Annotated in this window: 15 protein-coding genes and 2 pseudogenes; 10 read left to right on the forward strand and 7 right to left on the reverse strand. The window is 68.4% G+C overall.

Going from position 1 to position 14,863, the window contains the following annotated elements:
* Positions 1 to 97: 97 nt before the first annotated feature.
* A pseudogene (locus ACHMW8_RS26160) lies at positions 98 to 1,358 on the reverse strand (pentapeptide repeat-containing protein).
* A 93-nt stretch (positions 1,359 to 1,451) separates the two neighbouring features.
* Positions 1,452 to 2,165: a 2,3-diphosphoglycerate-dependent phosphoglycerate mutase gene (gene gpmA / locus ACHMW8_RS26165; protein WP_125158684.1), complete on the reverse strand. Its 714-nt coding sequence runs from the start codon at positions 2,163 to 2,165 to the stop codon at positions 1,452 to 1,454.
* A gap of 163 nt (positions 2,166 to 2,328) precedes the next feature.
* On the opposite strand from gpmA, the gene ACHMW8_RS26170 reads away from it, so the two are divergent.
* From ACHMW8_RS26170 to ACHMW8_RS26180, 3 genes are all read left to right on the forward strand, one after another.
* On the forward strand, positions 2,329 to 2,592 hold the full coding sequence (locus ACHMW8_RS26170; RefSeq protein WP_395446060.1) for a hypothetical protein: 264 nt from the start codon (positions 2,329 to 2,331) through the stop codon (positions 2,590 to 2,592).
* Positions 2,589 to 3,545: an SIS domain-containing protein gene (locus ACHMW8_RS26175; RefSeq protein WP_125158686.1), complete on the forward strand. Its 957-nt coding sequence runs from the start codon at positions 2,589 to 2,591 to the stop codon at positions 3,543 to 3,545. The genes ACHMW8_RS26170 and ACHMW8_RS26175 overlap by 4 nt, the downstream gene beginning before the upstream one ends.
* Before the next feature lie 98 nt (positions 3,546 to 3,643).
* Positions 3,644 to 5,140 (forward strand): phosphomannomutase/phosphoglucomutase, encoded by a 1,497-nt coding sequence (locus tag ACHMW8_RS26180; RefSeq protein ID WP_395444252.1) that lies wholly within the window; start codon positions 3,644 to 3,646, stop codon positions 5,138 to 5,140.
* A gap of 197 nt (positions 5,141 to 5,337) precedes the next feature.
* Here ACHMW8_RS26180 and ACHMW8_RS26185 read toward each other — a convergent pair whose 3' ends face one another.
* Positions 5,338 to 5,472, reverse strand: a complete 135-nt coding sequence (locus tag ACHMW8_RS26185; RefSeq protein WP_255414603.1) for a hypothetical protein — start codon at positions 5,470 to 5,472, stop codon at positions 5,338 to 5,340.
* Positions 5,473 to 5,646: 174 nt separating this feature from the next.
* Between ACHMW8_RS26185 and ACHMW8_RS26190 the strand changes: the two genes are divergently transcribed.
* The 3 genes from ACHMW8_RS26190 to ACHMW8_RS26200 are packed head-to-tail and all read left to right on the forward strand — an operon-like array spanning position 5,647 to position 8,051.
* Positions 5,647 to 6,084, forward strand: a complete 438-nt coding sequence (locus tag ACHMW8_RS26190) for an acetyltransferase (RefSeq protein ID WP_395444253.1) — start codon at positions 5,647 to 5,649, stop codon at positions 6,082 to 6,084.
* A gap of 60 nt (positions 6,085 to 6,144) precedes the next feature.
* Positions 6,145 to 7,422 (forward strand): amidohydrolase family protein, encoded by a 1,278-nt coding sequence (locus ACHMW8_RS26195; protein WP_395444254.1) that lies wholly within the window; start codon positions 6,145 to 6,147, stop codon positions 7,420 to 7,422.
* The gene (locus ACHMW8_RS26200; RefSeq protein WP_395444255.1) at positions 7,422 to 8,051 is read left to right on the forward strand and encodes a hypothetical protein; all 630 of its coding nucleotides are present in this window, start codon (positions 7,422 to 7,424) and stop codon (positions 8,049 to 8,051) included. The genes ACHMW8_RS26195 and ACHMW8_RS26200 overlap by 1 nt, the downstream gene beginning before the upstream one ends.
* A 110-nt stretch (positions 8,052 to 8,161) precedes the next feature.
* Here ACHMW8_RS26200 and ACHMW8_RS26205 read toward each other — a convergent pair whose 3' ends face one another.
* A complete protein-coding gene (locus ACHMW8_RS26205; protein WP_125158690.1) occupies positions 8,162 to 8,539 on the reverse strand; it encodes a response regulator in 378 nt (125 codons plus the stop codon).
* Between the two features lie 148 nt (positions 8,540 to 8,687).
* Between ACHMW8_RS26205 and ACHMW8_RS26210 the strand changes: the two genes are divergently transcribed.
* Both ACHMW8_RS26210 and ACHMW8_RS26215 read left to right on the forward strand, forming a co-directional pair.
* On the forward strand, positions 8,688 to 9,590 hold the full coding sequence (locus tag ACHMW8_RS26210) for a 5'-methylthioadenosine/S-adenosylhomocysteine nucleosidase (RefSeq protein ID WP_395444256.1): 903 nt from the start codon (positions 8,688 to 8,690) through the stop codon (positions 9,588 to 9,590).
* A 56-nt stretch (positions 9,591 to 9,646) separates the two neighbouring features.
* Complete coding sequence (locus ACHMW8_RS26215; RefSeq protein WP_395444257.1) at positions 9,647 to 9,880, forward strand: CsbD family protein; 234 nt, start codon at positions 9,647 to 9,649, stop codon at positions 9,878 to 9,880.
* A gap of 8 nt (positions 9,881 to 9,888) precedes the next feature.
* Here ACHMW8_RS26215 and upp read toward each other — a convergent pair whose 3' ends face one another.
* The 3 genes and pseudogenes from upp to ACHMW8_RS26230 all read right to left on the reverse strand — a co-directional run bounded on the left by upp (position 9,889) and on the right by ACHMW8_RS26230 (position 13,187).
* Positions 9,889 to 10,518 (reverse strand): uracil phosphoribosyltransferase, encoded by a 630-nt coding sequence (upp, locus tag ACHMW8_RS26220; protein WP_125158692.1) that lies wholly within the window; start codon positions 10,516 to 10,518, stop codon positions 9,889 to 9,891.
* Between the two features lie 32 nt (positions 10,519 to 10,550).
* Positions 10,551 to 12,720, reverse strand: a pseudogene (locus ACHMW8_RS26225) (molybdopterin cofactor-binding domain-containing protein).
* A gap of 2 nt (positions 12,721 to 12,722) precedes the next feature.
* Complete coding sequence (locus ACHMW8_RS26230; protein WP_395444258.1) at positions 12,723 to 13,187, reverse strand: (2Fe-2S)-binding protein; 465 nt, start codon at positions 13,185 to 13,187, stop codon at positions 12,723 to 12,725.
* Positions 13,188 to 13,477: 290 nt separating this feature from the next.
* Here ACHMW8_RS26230 and ACHMW8_RS26235 point away from each other — a divergent pair, with 290 nt between their 5' ends.
* Together ACHMW8_RS26235 and nth are read left to right on the forward strand one after the other, a co-directional pair.
* On the forward strand, positions 13,478 to 14,047 hold the full coding sequence (locus ACHMW8_RS26235) for an NUDIX hydrolase (protein WP_395444259.1): 570 nt from the start codon (positions 13,478 to 13,480) through the stop codon (positions 14,045 to 14,047).
* Between the two features lie 79 nt (positions 14,048 to 14,126).
* Positions 14,127 to 14,852, forward strand: a complete 726-nt coding sequence (nth, locus tag ACHMW8_RS26240) for an endonuclease III domain-containing protein (protein WP_395444260.1) — start codon at positions 14,127 to 14,129, stop codon at positions 14,850 to 14,852.
* The last annotated feature ends 11 nt before the right edge of the window (positions 14,853 to 14,863 follow it).

The raw sequence follows: 14,863 nt of genomic DNA on the forward strand, positions 1-14,863 counted from the left end.
GTTGGTTCCCCGTTAGGTGCTTTTCTGAGTTACGCGGACTCTAGCGACGAGGGACGAGCGAAGCGTTAAGCATGCGTCCTTTTGTCGCGATATTTTCCTAAATCACGTCGTCCAGGCCGCGCGCCGCCAGACGGATCGCGCCGGTCAGGTCGACATCCTTGAGCTGGGCTCCCGTAAAATTGGCGCGCGACACGTCCGCCCCGGCCATACGGGCCTGGCGAAGGTCGGCTCTCGCCAGGTCGGCATTGGCCAGGATGGCGCCGGTCAGGTCTACGGGCAGCACCCGGTCGGCGGCGATCAGCAGCGGCCCCAGCTGGGCGTCGCGCAGGTCCGAACCGGTCAGCTTGGCGCCCTTCAGGCGCGCGCCGCGCAGATCGGCCCGGCGCAGGTTGCAGGCGCGCAGGTCGGCGCCGTCCAGCTGCGCTCCCTGCATCTGCACGCCTTCCATGTCGAGGCCGTAGAACACCGCGGCCTTGGCCGACAGGGCCGTCAGATTGAAGCCCCGGACCGAGCGCAGATTGCGCAGATCGGCCTTGTCGAACACGGACGGCTTGCCCTCGGCGCCGCCGGTGTCGATCCACCGCGCGTGGTCGGCGATCATCTGCTCGTACGGCAGGTCCGAGACGCTGGTGCCCGACGGCTTGTCGGTCAGGGCCCCTTCCAGATTGGTGTCGTTGATGTTCCACGACATGGTCTTGGCGCCGACCAGCACCGTGTTGCGCAGGTCGGCCCCGGCCAGATTGGCGCCCGACAGGTCGGCCCCCGCCAGGTTCGCCCCGTTGAAATTGGCCTGCTTGAGGTTGGCGCGGACCAGCTTGGCGTCCTTGAGGATGGCGTCGCTGAAGTCGGCCTTGGTGGCGACGATGCCCGACAGGCGCGAACGCTCCAGATTCGGCGCCCGACAGGTTGGCCCCCTTGGCGTAGGCCTCGCGCTGGACCGGTTCGATGACGCGGTAGCCTTCCTTGCGGTCGGCGGCGGCGATGGTCCCTTCGCGCAGGTCGGCCTCGAACATGTCGGCGCCGGTCAGGTTCGCGCCGCGCAGGCTGGAGCCGCGCAGGTCGGCGCGACGCATCGAAGCGTCGGTCAGCTCCGCCCCCTGCAAGTCCGCGCCGTAGAGATTGGCGTTGTCCAGCTTGGTCTTGCGCAGGTCGCAACCGACCATCATCGCACCGGTGAAGTCGGCGTCGCACAGATTGCGGCCGGTCATCGACAGGCCCGACAGATCGCAGAAGGCGAACACGGCCCGCGCCCCGCCCAGGCGGGCCGACCACAGGCGATCGTGCTTGGCGCAGATGACGTCAACGTCATGCTGCGTCAGGCGCTTGTATTCCTGTGTCGTGCTGGCGGCGGCGCTCATGTCTGGCATGGAATCCCGGATAGGGGATCACCATGCACAGAGCAAAATTAACGCCGTGTTTCCAAGGGCTTCTGTTGAAGCTTGACCAGAATATTACCCAACTTGGGGCAGAGATTCGGCCCGACTTTCGTCAAGGTAGCGGGCGCTGATCGGCTTGAGCTGGTCGTCCAGCTCGATGACCAGCGGATTGCCCGTCGGGATCTCGACGCCGACGATCTTGTCGTTCGGCACGTTGAACAGGTGCTTGACGATAGCGCGCAGCGAATTGCCGTGGGCCGCGATCAGAACCGTCTCGCCGGCCTTCAGATGCGGGGCGATGTCGCTTTCCCAGTACGGCAGAACGCGGACCAGGGTCGTGGCCAGGCTCTCGGTCGACGGCAGATCGGCGCCCTTGTAGCGACGGTCCTTGCTGAAGTCGTACTCGCCGCCCGGAGCCAGTTCCGGCGGCGGGATATCGTACGAGCGGCGCCAGACGGTGACCTGCTCGACACCGTGTTTCTCGGCCGTCTCGGCCTTGTTCAGGCCGGTCAGGCCGCCGTAATGGCGCTCGTTCAGACGCCAGTCCTTGGTCACCGGCACGAAGCTCTGCTTGGCGGCGTCCAGCGCCAGATTGCCCGTGCGGATGGCGCGGGTCTGGACCGAGGTGAAGGCGTGGTCGATCTGGATGCCGGCGTCCTTGATCAGTTCGCCGCCCTTCTTGGCCTGGGCCTCGCCCTCGGCCGTCAGGTCGACGTCGACCCAGCCCGTGAAGCGGTTTTCCAGGTTCCACTGGCTCTGGCCGTGGCGGAGCAGGACGAGGGTCGGCATCGGGCGGCTTCCTTCGCGGATCGGGGAGGTATGGGCGCGGGCTAAGGCTCCGCGGTCGCAGCGTCAAGCGCGGAGCACGGCGCGATACGTGCGCGTCCCCGCTCTTCCCCCTCCCCCGCGCCGCGCCGCATGCTATAGGCGGGCCATGCCTGATCGCATTTTCATGCCGCTGATGGGACTGGTCGCCGCCGCGCTGATCGCCCTCTCCCTCGTCTGGCCCCAAGGCCAGGGCGACCGTTCCTGGGGTCCGTTCGGCCACACGCCCGTACAGCAGACGCCGGAGATGAAGGCCCGGATCCAGAAGGAAAAGGACGCCGCGATGCGTCGCGACCAGGCGGCCAAGAAGGCCGTCGAGGCCGTGGGCCAGATGCCGTCCGAGGCGCTGCCGCCCGCTCCGCCCCAAGCCCCCGCCCCGGCCCAGCAATGAGCGCTTTCGACGCCGTCGCGGTCGGCCGTCGCGTGCTGAGCACGGAGGCCGACGCGCTCAACACCCTGGCCGAGTCGCTGGGCGACACCTTCGTCCGCGCGGTCGAGGCCGTGTTCGACGCCAAGGGCCGGGTCGTCTGCACCGGCATGGGCAAGTCCGGTCACGTCGCGCGCAAGATCGCCGCCACCCTGGCCTCGACCGGCACCTCGGCCATGTTCGTTCATCCGGCCGAGGCCAGCCACGGCGACCTCGGCATGATCGGTCCCGACGACGTGATCCTGGCCCTGTCGAAGTCCGGCGCGGGGCGCGAGCTTTCCGACACCCTGGCCTACGCCAAGCGTTTCTCGATCCCGCTGGTGGCCATGACCGCCGTGGCCGACAGCCCGCTGGGCCAGGCGGCCGACATCCTGCTGCTGCTGCCTGACTCGCCGGAGGCGACGGCCGAGGTCAATGCGCCGACCACGTCGACGACCCTGCAGATCGCCCTGGGCGACGCCCTGGCCGTGGCCCTGCTGGAACGGCGCGGCTTCACGGCCAGCGACTTCCGCGTCTTCCACCCGGGCGGCAAGCTGGGCGCGATGCTGCGCACCGTGGCCGACCTGATGCATGGGCAGGACGAGCTCCCCTTGGTGAGCGTCGACGCGGCCATGCCCGACGCCCTGCTGGTGATGAGCGAGAAGCGCTTCGGCGCGGTCGGCGTCGTCGACGGCGCGGGCCTGTTGACCGGCCTGATCACCGACGGCGACCTGCGCCGGCACATGGACGGGCTGCTTCAGCACACGGCCGGCCAGGTCATGACTCGGGATCCTCTGACCATCGCCTCCGGCGCCCTGGCCGCCGAGGCGCTGAAGGTCATGAACGAGCGCCGGATCACCGTGCTGTTCGTTGTCGACGCTGGACGCCCCGTCGGCGTGCTGCATGTTCACGACCTGCTCCGAGCCGGCGTGATCTAGGTCACATTCGACTTTATCGAACTTTGTCATGTGAACGCGCTAGTCGCCCGGCGTCCGGGCGGCTACAGCCACATCACCTTAACTGAAACGAGCTTTCGATGTTCTCCGCGCCGCGCTCCGACCTCGTCCCGAATACCGCCGCCTACGAGAACGAGCCGCTGGTCAAGGCGACAGGCTTTCGCGAGTACGACGCGCGCTGGCTGTTCGGGCCCGAGATCAACCTGCTGGGCGTCCAGGCGCTGGGCCTGGGCCTGGGGACATACATCCACGAGCTGGGCCAGTCGAAGATCGTGGTCGGCCACGACTTCCGCTCCTATTCGACCTCGATCAAGAACGCCCTGATCCTGGGCTTGATCAGCGCCGGCTGCGAGGTCCACGACATCGGTCTGGCCCTCTCGCCCACCGCCTATTTCGCCCAGTTCGACCTCGACATCCCCTGCGTGGCCATGGTCACGGCCAGCCACAACGAGAACGGCTGGACCGGCGTGAAGATGGGCGCCCAGAAGCCGCTGACCTTCGGCCCCGACGAAATGAGCCGCCTGAAGGACATCGTGCTGAACGCCAAGTTCGTCGAGCGCGACGGCGGCAAGCTGATCCGTGTTCAGGGCGAGGCTCAGCGCTATATCGACGACGTCGCCAAGCGCGCCAGCATCACCCGCCCCCTGAAGGTGATCGCCGCCTGCGGCAACGGCACGGCCGGCGCCTTCGTGGTCGAGGCCCTGCAGAAGATGGGCGTGGCCGAGGTCGTGCCGATGGACACCGACCTCGACTTCACCTTCCCCAAGTACAATCCCAACCCCGAAGACGCCGAGATGCTGCACGCGATGGCCCACGCCGTGCGCGAGGAGAAGGCGGACCTGGCGTTCGGCTTCGACGGCGACGGCGACCGCTGCGGCGTGGTCGACGACGAGGGCGAGGAAATCTTCGCCGACAAGATCGGCCTCATGCTGGCCCGCGACCTGGCCCCGCTGCATCCAGGCGCGACCTTCGTGGTCGACGTCAAGTCGACGGGCCTCTACGCCACCGACCCGATCCTGGCCGCCCACGGCTGCAAGGTCATCTACTGGAAGACCGGCCACAGCTACATCAAGCGCAAGAGCGCCGAGCTGGGGGCCCTGGCCGGCTTCGAGAAGAGCGGCCACTTCTTCATGAACGGCGAGCTGGGCTACGGCTACGACTGCGGCCTGACGGCGGCGGCGGCCATCCTGGCCATGCTGGACCGCAATCCGGGCCTGAAGCTGTCGGACATGCGCAAGGCCCTGCCGGTGGCCTTCACCTCGCTGACCATGAGCCCGCACTGCGGCGACGAGGTAAAGTACGGCGTCGTCGCCGACGTGGTGAAGGAATACGAGGACCTGTTCGCCGCCGGCGGTTCGATCCTGGGCCGCAAGATCACCGAGGTGATCACGGTCAACGGCGTGCGCGTGCACCTGGAAGACGGCTCATGGGTGCTGGTCCGCGCCTCGTCGAACAAGCCGGAGGTCGTGGTCGTGGTCGAGAGCGCCCGGTCCGAGGACGACATGCGCGCCCTCTTCCGCGAGGAAGTGAAGCCCCGGCTGGGCGACCGCGTCGGCAAGTACAATCAGGAGATCTGAGCCGGCGCGCCGGGCCCAAAGCAAAAGGGCCGGCGTGAGAGCGCCGGCCCTTTCGTCATTTGGCTCCGCCCTGGATCAGGACGTCTTGGTGCCTCGTTGGGCGACCGTATCCACGCGCTTCAGGGGCGGCGGGCCGCCAGTCGAGCGGGGATCGTTCAATCCGCGCAGCGGCGAAGGCAGGGTTCCCGTATAGGTTTTCATCGCGGCGTCGCCTTGGACGGGCGGTAGGGCGCGCGGGCGCGGCTGGGCGCCACGGTGAAAAGGCGGAAAACAGGAAGCATCATCGCCGCGGCGATGACGCAGGCGGCCGAAAGCTGGAAAAGCCAGTCCATTTGGAGAATCTCAAGCGCCGCCAAGCCCGAGCGTTGACCGCGACGCGGTTCGCTCCCGACGGCGACTGACCTTCATATGGGGGGCCATGGCCGAGTTTATCAGGGGCGCCGCGAAATAGGCCGGGGCAGGCCGATCGACTGGCGCGGAAAGCGGCGGTGGGTTAGGTCACCGCCATGATCAAGCTCCGCCCCTCGCGCCCGGAAGACGGCGCCCGCGTCGTCGAGATCTGGGCCGCCGCCGTCGACGCCACCCATGACTTTCTGACGCCGGAGGACCGAGCCGCTATCGGTGGCGACGTCGAGCGCTTCCTGCCGACCGCGCCGCTGATGCTGGCCGTCGACGACCGCGACCGACCGCTGGGCTTCATGCTGATCGTCGACGGCCACATGGAGGCCCTGTTCATCGATCCCCAGCATCGCGGGGCCGGCGTCGGCGCCATGTTGATCGACTATGCCCTGGCGGTTCACCCGGTCCTGACCACCGACGTCAACGAGCAGAACGGCCAGGCCGTCGGCTTCTACGAACACATGGGCTTCGAACGGATCGGCTGGTCGGCGACCGATGGCCAGGGCCGCCCCTACCCGCTGATCCATCTGCGCTTTGGCGTCTGATCACTTTGGTGGTTGGGGCGATTTCGGCTTAGCTGCATGACGTCAAACACGAGTCGTCCCATGCGCCGTCTGCTCACCGCCCTTGCCCTGATCCTGGCGCCCGGCCTCGCGCTCGCCGCCCAGCCCGTGCTGCTCAGGCCCGCCAGGGTCTGGACGGCCGAGAACGCCGGCCCGCCGCGCGAGGGCTGGGCCGTGCTGGTCAAGGACGGCAAGATCGCCGCCGTCGGCCCCGCCGCGCAGATCGACGCCGCGGGCGCGGAGATCGTCGACCTGCCCGACACAACCGTGATCCCGGGCCTGATGGACCTGCACAGTCACCTCTTCCTGCACCCCTATAACGAGACCCTGTGGGACGATCAGGTGCTGAAGGAGACGCCGACCTACCGCACGCTGCGGGCGGCGGTGCAGGCCAAGGCGACGCTTGAGGCCGGGTTCACGACGCTGCGCGACCTTGGGACCGAGGGCGTCGGCGCGGCTGACGTTCCGCTGCGCAAGGCGATCAACGACGGCCTGATCCCGGGTCCGCGCCTGTTCGTGGCGACCAAGGCGATCGTGGCCACCGGCTCGTACGGCCCGGCCCGCAAGAACTACAATCCCGAAGCCGACCTGCCCCAGGGCGCGCAGGAAGCCAGCGGCGTGGCCGAAGTGGTCAAGGCCGTCCGCGAGCAGGCCGGCGCCGGCGCGGACTGGATCAAGGTCTACGCCGACTACCGCGTCGGACCCGATGGCTCCACGCAGCCGACCTTCTCGATCGAGGAGCTGAAGGCCCTGGTCGACGCGGCCCATTCCAGCGGTCGGCCGGTCTCGGCCCACGCCTCCAGCGACGAAGGCATGCGCCGCGCGATCGTGGCGGGCGTCGACACCATCGAGCACGGCTATGGCGGCAGCGACGCCACCTTCAAGCTGATGGCCGAAAAGGGTGTGGTGTTCTTCCCGACCCTGACGGCGGTCGAGAGCACCTCGACCTATTTCGGCGGCTATGTCGCCGGCAAGACTCCGCCGACGGCGGCCATGGTCAATGCCGAACGCGCCTTCAAGCTGGCGGTGAAGAACGGCGTCACCATCGGCATGGGCAGCGACGTCGGCGTCTTCCGGCACGGCGACAACGCCCGCGAGCTCGTCTGGCTGGTCAAGGAAGGCATGAGCCCCACCCAGGCCCTGCTGGCCGCCACGGCGGTCGACGCCAAGGTGCTGGGCCGCGCGGGCGACCTCGGCCAGCTGAAGCCCGGCTACCTCGCCGACGTCGTGGCGGTGAAGGGCGATCCGACCCGGACGATCGAGGCGACACAGGACGTCATCTTCGTCATGAAGGGCGGCCAGGTCGTGCGGCGGCCGTGATGCGAGCGGCCCCTTTACTCGCGCTGCTCGTCCTGGCCGGCCCGGCCTTCGCGCAGGGCGATCCGGGAACGCTGCAGCAGCACGACACCTTCCGCGACGCCGCCACCGCGCCGCTGGAAGACCTGAACCTCAAGCGGAAGCCGATCCCGGCGGTTTTGGCCCGGGCGGTGACCGATCCCTACGACCTGACCGGCCTGACCCGCTGCGAGCCGATCGCCGCCGAGATCGGCCGGCTGGACGCGGCCCTGGGCCCCGACCTCGATGAGGCCCCGCCGCCCGACGACCGTTCGCGCGGCAAGAAGGTCGCCGACGCCGCCTATGGCGCGGGCGTGGCCGGGGTGCGCGACACGACCCACGACCTGCTGCCGTTTCGCGGCTGGATCCGCCGCCTGACGGGCGCGGCCAAGCACGACAAGGCCATCGCCAAGGCCATCCAGTCCGGCGGCGTGCGACGCGGCTATCTGAAGGGCGTCGGCATGCGGATGAACTGCGCCCCGCCGGCCGCGCCAAGCTGGTTCGTACCGGTCGACATCAAGCCCCCGCCTCCGCCCAAGCCCGTCAGCGTGTTCGAGAACTTCCTGGCGTGGTGCGGCGAGGTCGTGGCGTGGCTGAAGAGCCTGATCGGCTGACCTCAGAGCGTGGCAGCCGAAAGTGTGAGCGGTTTCGGCGCCCGCCACGCTCCAGATGCTTGAGATAGAGCCTGTCCGTTTCTGATGATTCCATCAGAAACGGACAGGCTCTAGGCGGACTCCAGCATCGCCAGCACTTCGGCGACCAGCTTGGGACCGTCGAACGGCTTCATCACATAGCCCTTGGCGCCCAGCTGCATGGCCTGGACGATGCGGTCCAGGCGGCCATCTCCGGTCAGCATCAGCACCGGGATGTCGGCGTTTTCGGACTCCTTCAGCGCCTTCAAGGCGTCGAGGCCGCTCTGGCCGGGGATGCGCACGTCCAGCAGGATGGCGTCGGGCCGGCGCGCCGGGACCGCCGCCATCAGCCGGTCGGCGGCCGGAAAACCCACGACCTCCAGCCCGTCGCGGGCCAGATAGGCCTCGACCAGCTCGAGCGTCGCCTCGTCGTCGTCGGCGACATAGATCAGAGGAACGCGTCTGGACATCGAGCCAACGGCCTACGCGGTTTCGGACATTTCTTAAAGACTTCCCGTTTCACGATCACAATTCAAATGATGACCGCCGAATAGGCTTCCGCCCTTGGGGCCCGGAGGCTGGGACGCTAAGCAGAAGCTGTTCCGCCTCGGAGTCGCCATGCGCTTACCCGCCCTCGTCCTGGCCTGCCTATTCCTCGTCGTCTCGCCCGCCTTGGCGCAGAGATTGGACGAGACCCCGCGCGTGGCGGTGATCTCGGCCTTCCCGCCCGAGATCGGAGCGCTTAACGCCGCGACCAGCGAACAGAAGACCTTCGACATCCACGGCGTCCGGTTCACGACCGGCCGGCTCGAGGGCAAGCCCGTCGTGGTGTTCCTCAGCGGCGTGTCGATGGTCAACGCGGCCATGACCACCCAGATGGCGCTGGACCGCTTCAACATCACCCGCATCGTCTTCTCCGGCATCGCCGGCGGTGTCGACGAGGGTCTGGACATCGGCGACGTGGTGGTCGCCGACCAGTGGGCTCAGAACCTGGAAAGCGCCTTCGCCCGCGAAACGGACAAGGGTTTCGAAGTCTCGGACAGCATCCGCAACAGCCCGCTGGCCAACTACGGCATGATCTATCCCCGCGCGATCATCCTGCCGGGGACCGACCTGTCGGCGCCGGCCCGCGTCTGGTTCCCGACCGATCCGGCCCTGCTGGCCACCGCCCGCCAGGTCGCCGCCGATGTCGCCCTGCAGCGCTGCGCCGTCGACAAGTGCCTGGTCCATCCGCCCAAGGTGGTGGTCGGCGGAAATGGCGTGTCAGCCCCGGTGTTCCTCGACAACGCCGGTTACCGCAAATATCTGCGCTCCACCTTCGAGGCCCGCGTCGTGGACATGGAAAGCGCCGCCGTCGCCCACGTGGCCCTGGTCAACGCGACCCCGTTCATCGCTTTCCGCAGCCTGTCGGACCTAGCCGGCGGCGGCGCGGGCGCCAACGAGATGCACACCTTCATGGCCCTGGCCTCGGACAATTCCGCGACCGTGGTGAAGGCCTTCGTCAAGGCGCTGCCGAACTAGGCCCGGATCGCTAGGGCTCCGTTTGCGTTCCTTGCGGACAACACGGAGCTTTACCCATGACCCTGCAACGTCCCCTCGCCTTCGCCCTGGCCTCGATGATCGCGCTGACGACCTTGAGCGCCTGCGATAAGGAAGCCGGCCGCAAGCAGGAGACGATCGGCAAGGTCGAGTCCGGCGTCGGCAAGGTCGTCGGCGACAATGACCTGAAGAACGAAGGCAAGAAGGACAAGGTCGCCGGCAACCTGAAGCAGGGCGAGCTGAAGGACGCCGTCAAGGACGCCAAGAAGTAGGAGCGGGACTACCGCGTGCCAAACGTCCGGTCGCCGGCGTCACCCAGGCCCGGCACGATGTAGCCGTGCTCGTTCAGGGTCGCGTCGATCGCCGCCGTCCAGATCGGCACGTCGGGGTGCGCGGCCCGCAGCGCCTCGACGCCCGGCTGGGCGGCCAGCAGGCACACAAAGCGCAGATTGGCGACGCCGGCGGCCTTCAGTCGCGAGATCGCCGCGATGGCCGAATGGCCCGTGGCCAGCATCGGGTCGACGACGATGACCAGGCGGCCGGCGATGTCTTCCGGCGCCTTGAAATAGTACTCGACCGCCTCGAGCGTTTCGTGATCGCGATAGAGGCCGATATGGGCCACGCGCGCCGAGGGCACGAGGTCCAGCATCCCCTCGCACATTCCCAGGCCCGCGCGCAGGATGGGCGCGAAGACCAGCTTCTTGCCGGCGATCTCATAGGCCGTGGTCGGGGCGACCGGGGTCTCGATCTGAACCGCGTCCATCGGCAGGTCGCGGGTGATCTCATAGCAGATCAGGGTCGCGACCTCGCGCATCAGGGCCCGGAAGGTCTTCGTCGAGGTCCGCTTGTCCCGCATCTTGGTCAGCTTGTGCTGGACGAGCGGGTGGCTGACGACGGTGACCTGGGACATGAAGGCGCTCGCTTGAAGAGTATCTCCCGGTCCTAGGCCAGTTGGTCGCCGATCGGCAAGCTGCGGATGCGCTTGCCCGTGGCGGCGAAGATGGCGTTGCACAGCGCCGCCGGGGTCGGCGGATAGGCCGGCTCGCCCAGGCCCGTCGGATTGTTGTCCGACAGCTTGAAGTGCACCTCGACGTCCGGCGCGTCTGCCATCCGCAGCAGCGGGAAGGTGTTGAAATTGCCCTGCTTGGCCGCGCCGTTCTCGAAGGTGATCTCCTGGCGCAGGGTGGAGCCAATGGCGTCGAGGATCGAGCCCTGCATCTGCTGCTCGGCCCCATTCGGATTGACGATCTGACGGCCGACGTCGGCGGCCGCCCAGACCTTGTCGATCTTCAGCGCGCCGTCCTTGACCGTCACCTGTATGACCACCGCCACATAGCCCAGGTGGCTGTAGTGGCAGGCGACGCCCAGGCCCGAGCCCCTGGACAGCTTGCGCCCCCAGCCGGACTTCTCGGCCACGAGATCCAGCACGCCGCGCATCCGGCCGGTGTGGAAGCTGTCGCCCTTGCCCGGCTCGCCCAGCAGGCGCGGCTCGCCCAGCAGTTCGCGGCGGAACGCGACCGGGTCCTTGCCCGCCGCGACGGCCAGTTCGTCGGTGAAGCTCTGCAGCACGAAGCCGAAGGCGTTGTTGCCCGGCGCCCGCAGCGGCCCGGTCGGCACGCCCAGCGGCATGACCGAGACGTCGACGCGGTAGTTGTCGACCGCCCGGCACGGGAACTGGGTGGCGTTGAAGCCGCAGCTGGGCGCGAACTTGTCGCCCTCGCCGAAGCTGACGAAGTGGTCCTTCCAGGCCGTGACCTTGCCCGAGGCGTCGAGGCCGGCGGTGAGGTTGTGCCAGGCGCCCGGACGGTAGAAGTCGTGGCGCGTGTCGTCCTCGCGCGTCCAGATCAGCTTGACCGGCGCGCCGGCCTTGGCGGCGATCGCCGCGGCCTCGACCATGTAGTCGTTGTTCAGCCGCCGGCCGAAACCGCCGCCGCCGCGCACCAGGTGGATGGTGATCGCCTCTTCCGGCACGTTCAGGGCGGCCGCGACCAGCTTGCGGCCCGGCTCGGGGTTCTGGGTCGGAGCCCAGATCTCGACCTTGCCGTCCTTGACGCTGGCCGTGCAGTTCTGCGGCTCCAGCGGCGCGTGGGCGATGAAGGGATAGCTATAGGTCGCCGCCACGACCTTGGCCGCGCTCTTCAAGGCTGTGTCGACATCCCCGTCCGAGCGGTCCGTGCGCTGCGGCGGAGCCTTGGCTAGCTCGGCGGCCTTGGCGGCGAAGCCGGCGCTGGACTGGGCAGAGGTCGGGTGCTCGGCCCACTGGATCTCCAGGGCGTTGCGGCCCTTGCGCGCCGCCCACCAGCTGTCGGCCACCACCGCCACGCCGGGCAGCAGGCCATTGAGGTTGGTCCCGCCCTCGATGATGAAGGCGTCGCGCACGCCCTTCACCGCCTTGGCGGGCGCCAGATCGACGCTGGCCACCTTGGCCCCATAGACCGGCGCCTTGACGAAGGTGGCGAACAGCATGCCCGGCACGACGATATCGACGCCGTACAGCGGCTGGCCCGTGGTGATAGCGTTCGAGGTTCTGGCTCTTGTGGCTCTGGCCGATGATCCGGAAAGCCTTCGGATCCTTCAGGACGAGGGTCTTGGGATCGGGCGGCGTGAGGGCGGCGGCGGCTTCCGCCAGTTCGCCATAGGACGCGCGGTTCTTGCCCGAGACGACGAAGCCCGGCTCGGTCTTGCAGCTATCGACCGGAACGTTCCAGCGCGTGGCGGCGGCTTGGATCAGCAGCGCCCGCACGGTCGCGCCGACGCGGCGCAGGCCGTCATATTCCAGGGTCGTGGCCATGCTGCCGCCGGCCACCTGCCGGCCGTAGACCTTGGCGTCGGCCAGGGCCTGCTCGACGGTCACGGCCGACCACTCCACGTCAAGCTCTTCGGCGATCAGCATCGGCAGGGCCGTCTTGATGCCCTGCCCGACCTCCGGGACCTTCGAAGCGATCGTCACCTTGCCGTCCAGGGCGATGCGGACATAGGCGTTGATCCGCTTGGCTTCGGCCGCATTCCCCTCGGCGGCCACGGTGAAGCTCAGCAGCAGGCCGCCGCCGGCGGCCGCGCCGCTTTTCAGGACGAAGCGGCGTGTCGGATCGCGCAGGAGTTCGCCGTCCATGATCAGACCTCCACCTGGCCGGACGCGGCCTTGATCGCCTTCTTGACCCGCAGATAGGTCGCGCAGCGGCAGAGGTTGCCGTTCATCGCGGCCTCGATCTCGGCGTCGGTCGGCTTGGGCTTGGCGGTCAGCAGGGCCGTGGCCGACATGATCTGTCCGGCCTGGCAGTAGCCGCACTGCGGAACGTCGATCGCTTTCCAGGCCTCCTGGACCTTGGCCCCGACCGGGGTCTTGCCGACGCCCTCGACGGTGGTGACCGCGCGCGCCCCGACCCGGCTGACCGGCGTCACGCAGGCGCGGACCGGCGCGCCATTCAGGTGCACCGTACAGGCGCCGCACAGCGCCGCGCCGCAGCCGAACTTGGCTCCAACCAGACCCAGCGTGTCGCGCAGCACCCACAGCAGTGGGGTGTCGCCATCGACATCGGCTGTCCGGGTTTCTCCATTGACGGTCAGCGTGAAGGCCATGACGCGGCTCCGATCCGGATTGAACGGGCGCGATCCTGCCTGAGGCAGGCTCCGCACGCGAGCCCGCACCGCCAAAATACCGAACGAATTTGACACCCGTCCACGCCCGTGGTTTTCCCTCGCCCCCGGGGAATCGATCCGTTTACAGATGATATTCGCCGGAGCGGCTCCGCGCCCGGCGCGCGAGCGAGTTGTCGCACCGAGGTTCAACGCGACGACTCGGGCGACAGCAGCCATTATTCTGCGGGTCCGGCGGACCACGCGGTTCGCGGACTTGGGATTGGGGTGACGTGGCGAGGTCGAGCGGCAAGGCGGGAACAGGCAAGCCAGGCGGCGGTGGCGGCAAGCGCCGCCAGGTCGCGGCCCTGCCCTGGCGGGGCGAGGGCGAGGCCCTGCGCGTCCTGCTGGTCTCGTCGCGCGAGACCCGCCGCTGGGTGATCCCCAAGGGCTGGCCGATGAAGGACAAGGCCGACGCCGCCGCCGCCGCCCAGGAAGCCTATGAGGAGGCCGGCGTGGTGGGCGTGATCGCCGAACAGCCGATCGGCGAGTACGAGTACCTCAAGAAGCTGAAGAGCGGCGCGGCGCGGCTGGTGAAGGTCGACGTCTATCCGCTGGAGGTCACTACCGAGCTCCAGAGTTGGCCGGAAAAGGGCCAGCGCACCTTGGACTGGATGACCCCGGTCGAGGCCGCCCTCGCCGTCCAGGAACCGGCGTTGCGCGAGTTGATCGCCCGCTTCGTCGGCATCGCCTTGCCCGAGGAGGAACGTCCGGCGCTCGACCCGGCGCCGACGCCCGCGCGCGTCGCCTTCCAGCGTCTGCGCCGTCGGGTGACGGCGTTGTGGGGCCGCTACCGCCCCTGATCCGACCAAACAAACGCCTGTGGACAACGCCGCTCGGCGCGCATAACGTTCCCATTATGTTCTCGTTCGGCGAGGTTCGATGCAGCTGTCCCTAGGCCTGGCCCGGTCGCCGCTGGAAAGCGTGCGCGACGCCCTGCTCTGCGAGTTCGGTCCGCAGCGACCCGTGGCGCGCATGGATCCGATCTCGCAGTTGGTGAAGTCGTCGATCAGCGGCCGCACCCAGGACGCCGTCTCATGGGCGGCCTTCCTGCGCCTGCGGGCCGAGTTCAGGTGCTGGGAGGACCTGGCCCAGGCGCCGGTCGCGGCCGTGGCGCGGATCATCGACGACGTCGCCTTCCCCGCCGACAAGGCCCGCCACCTGACCACCGCCCTGAAGATGATCGAGGCCAAGGTCGGCTGGCTGTCGCTGAACCACCTGAAGACCCTGGAGGTCGATCAAGCCCGCTGGGAGCTGCAGGTGCTGCCCGGCGTCGGCGTCAAGGTCGCCGCCTGCGTGCTGAACTTCAGCGAGCTGGCCATGCGCAGCCTGGTGGTCGACACCCATGTCCACCGCGTGGCCAAGCGCGTCGGCCTGGTCGGCGCGGGCGACACGAACCACGCCTACCACGCGCTGATGGCCCAGGCGCCGGACACATGGACCGCGGACGACCTCTTTGAGCTGCACTGGCTGCTGAAGCGGGGTCTGGGCCAGATGCTGTGCCCGCACGAAGGCCCCAAGTGCGGAGCGTGCCCCATCAAGTCGATCTGCGCCAAGGCTGGCGTCGGCCATAGCGCCGACGTCCTGGCCTGGCGACCGCGGGACTGAACCGGAGCGGC

Origin of the sequence: Caulobacter sp. UC70_42 (assembly GCF_044056025.1) — a bacterium.
Taxonomy (GTDB): domain Bacteria; phylum Pseudomonadota; class Alphaproteobacteria; order Caulobacterales; family Caulobacteraceae; genus Caulobacter.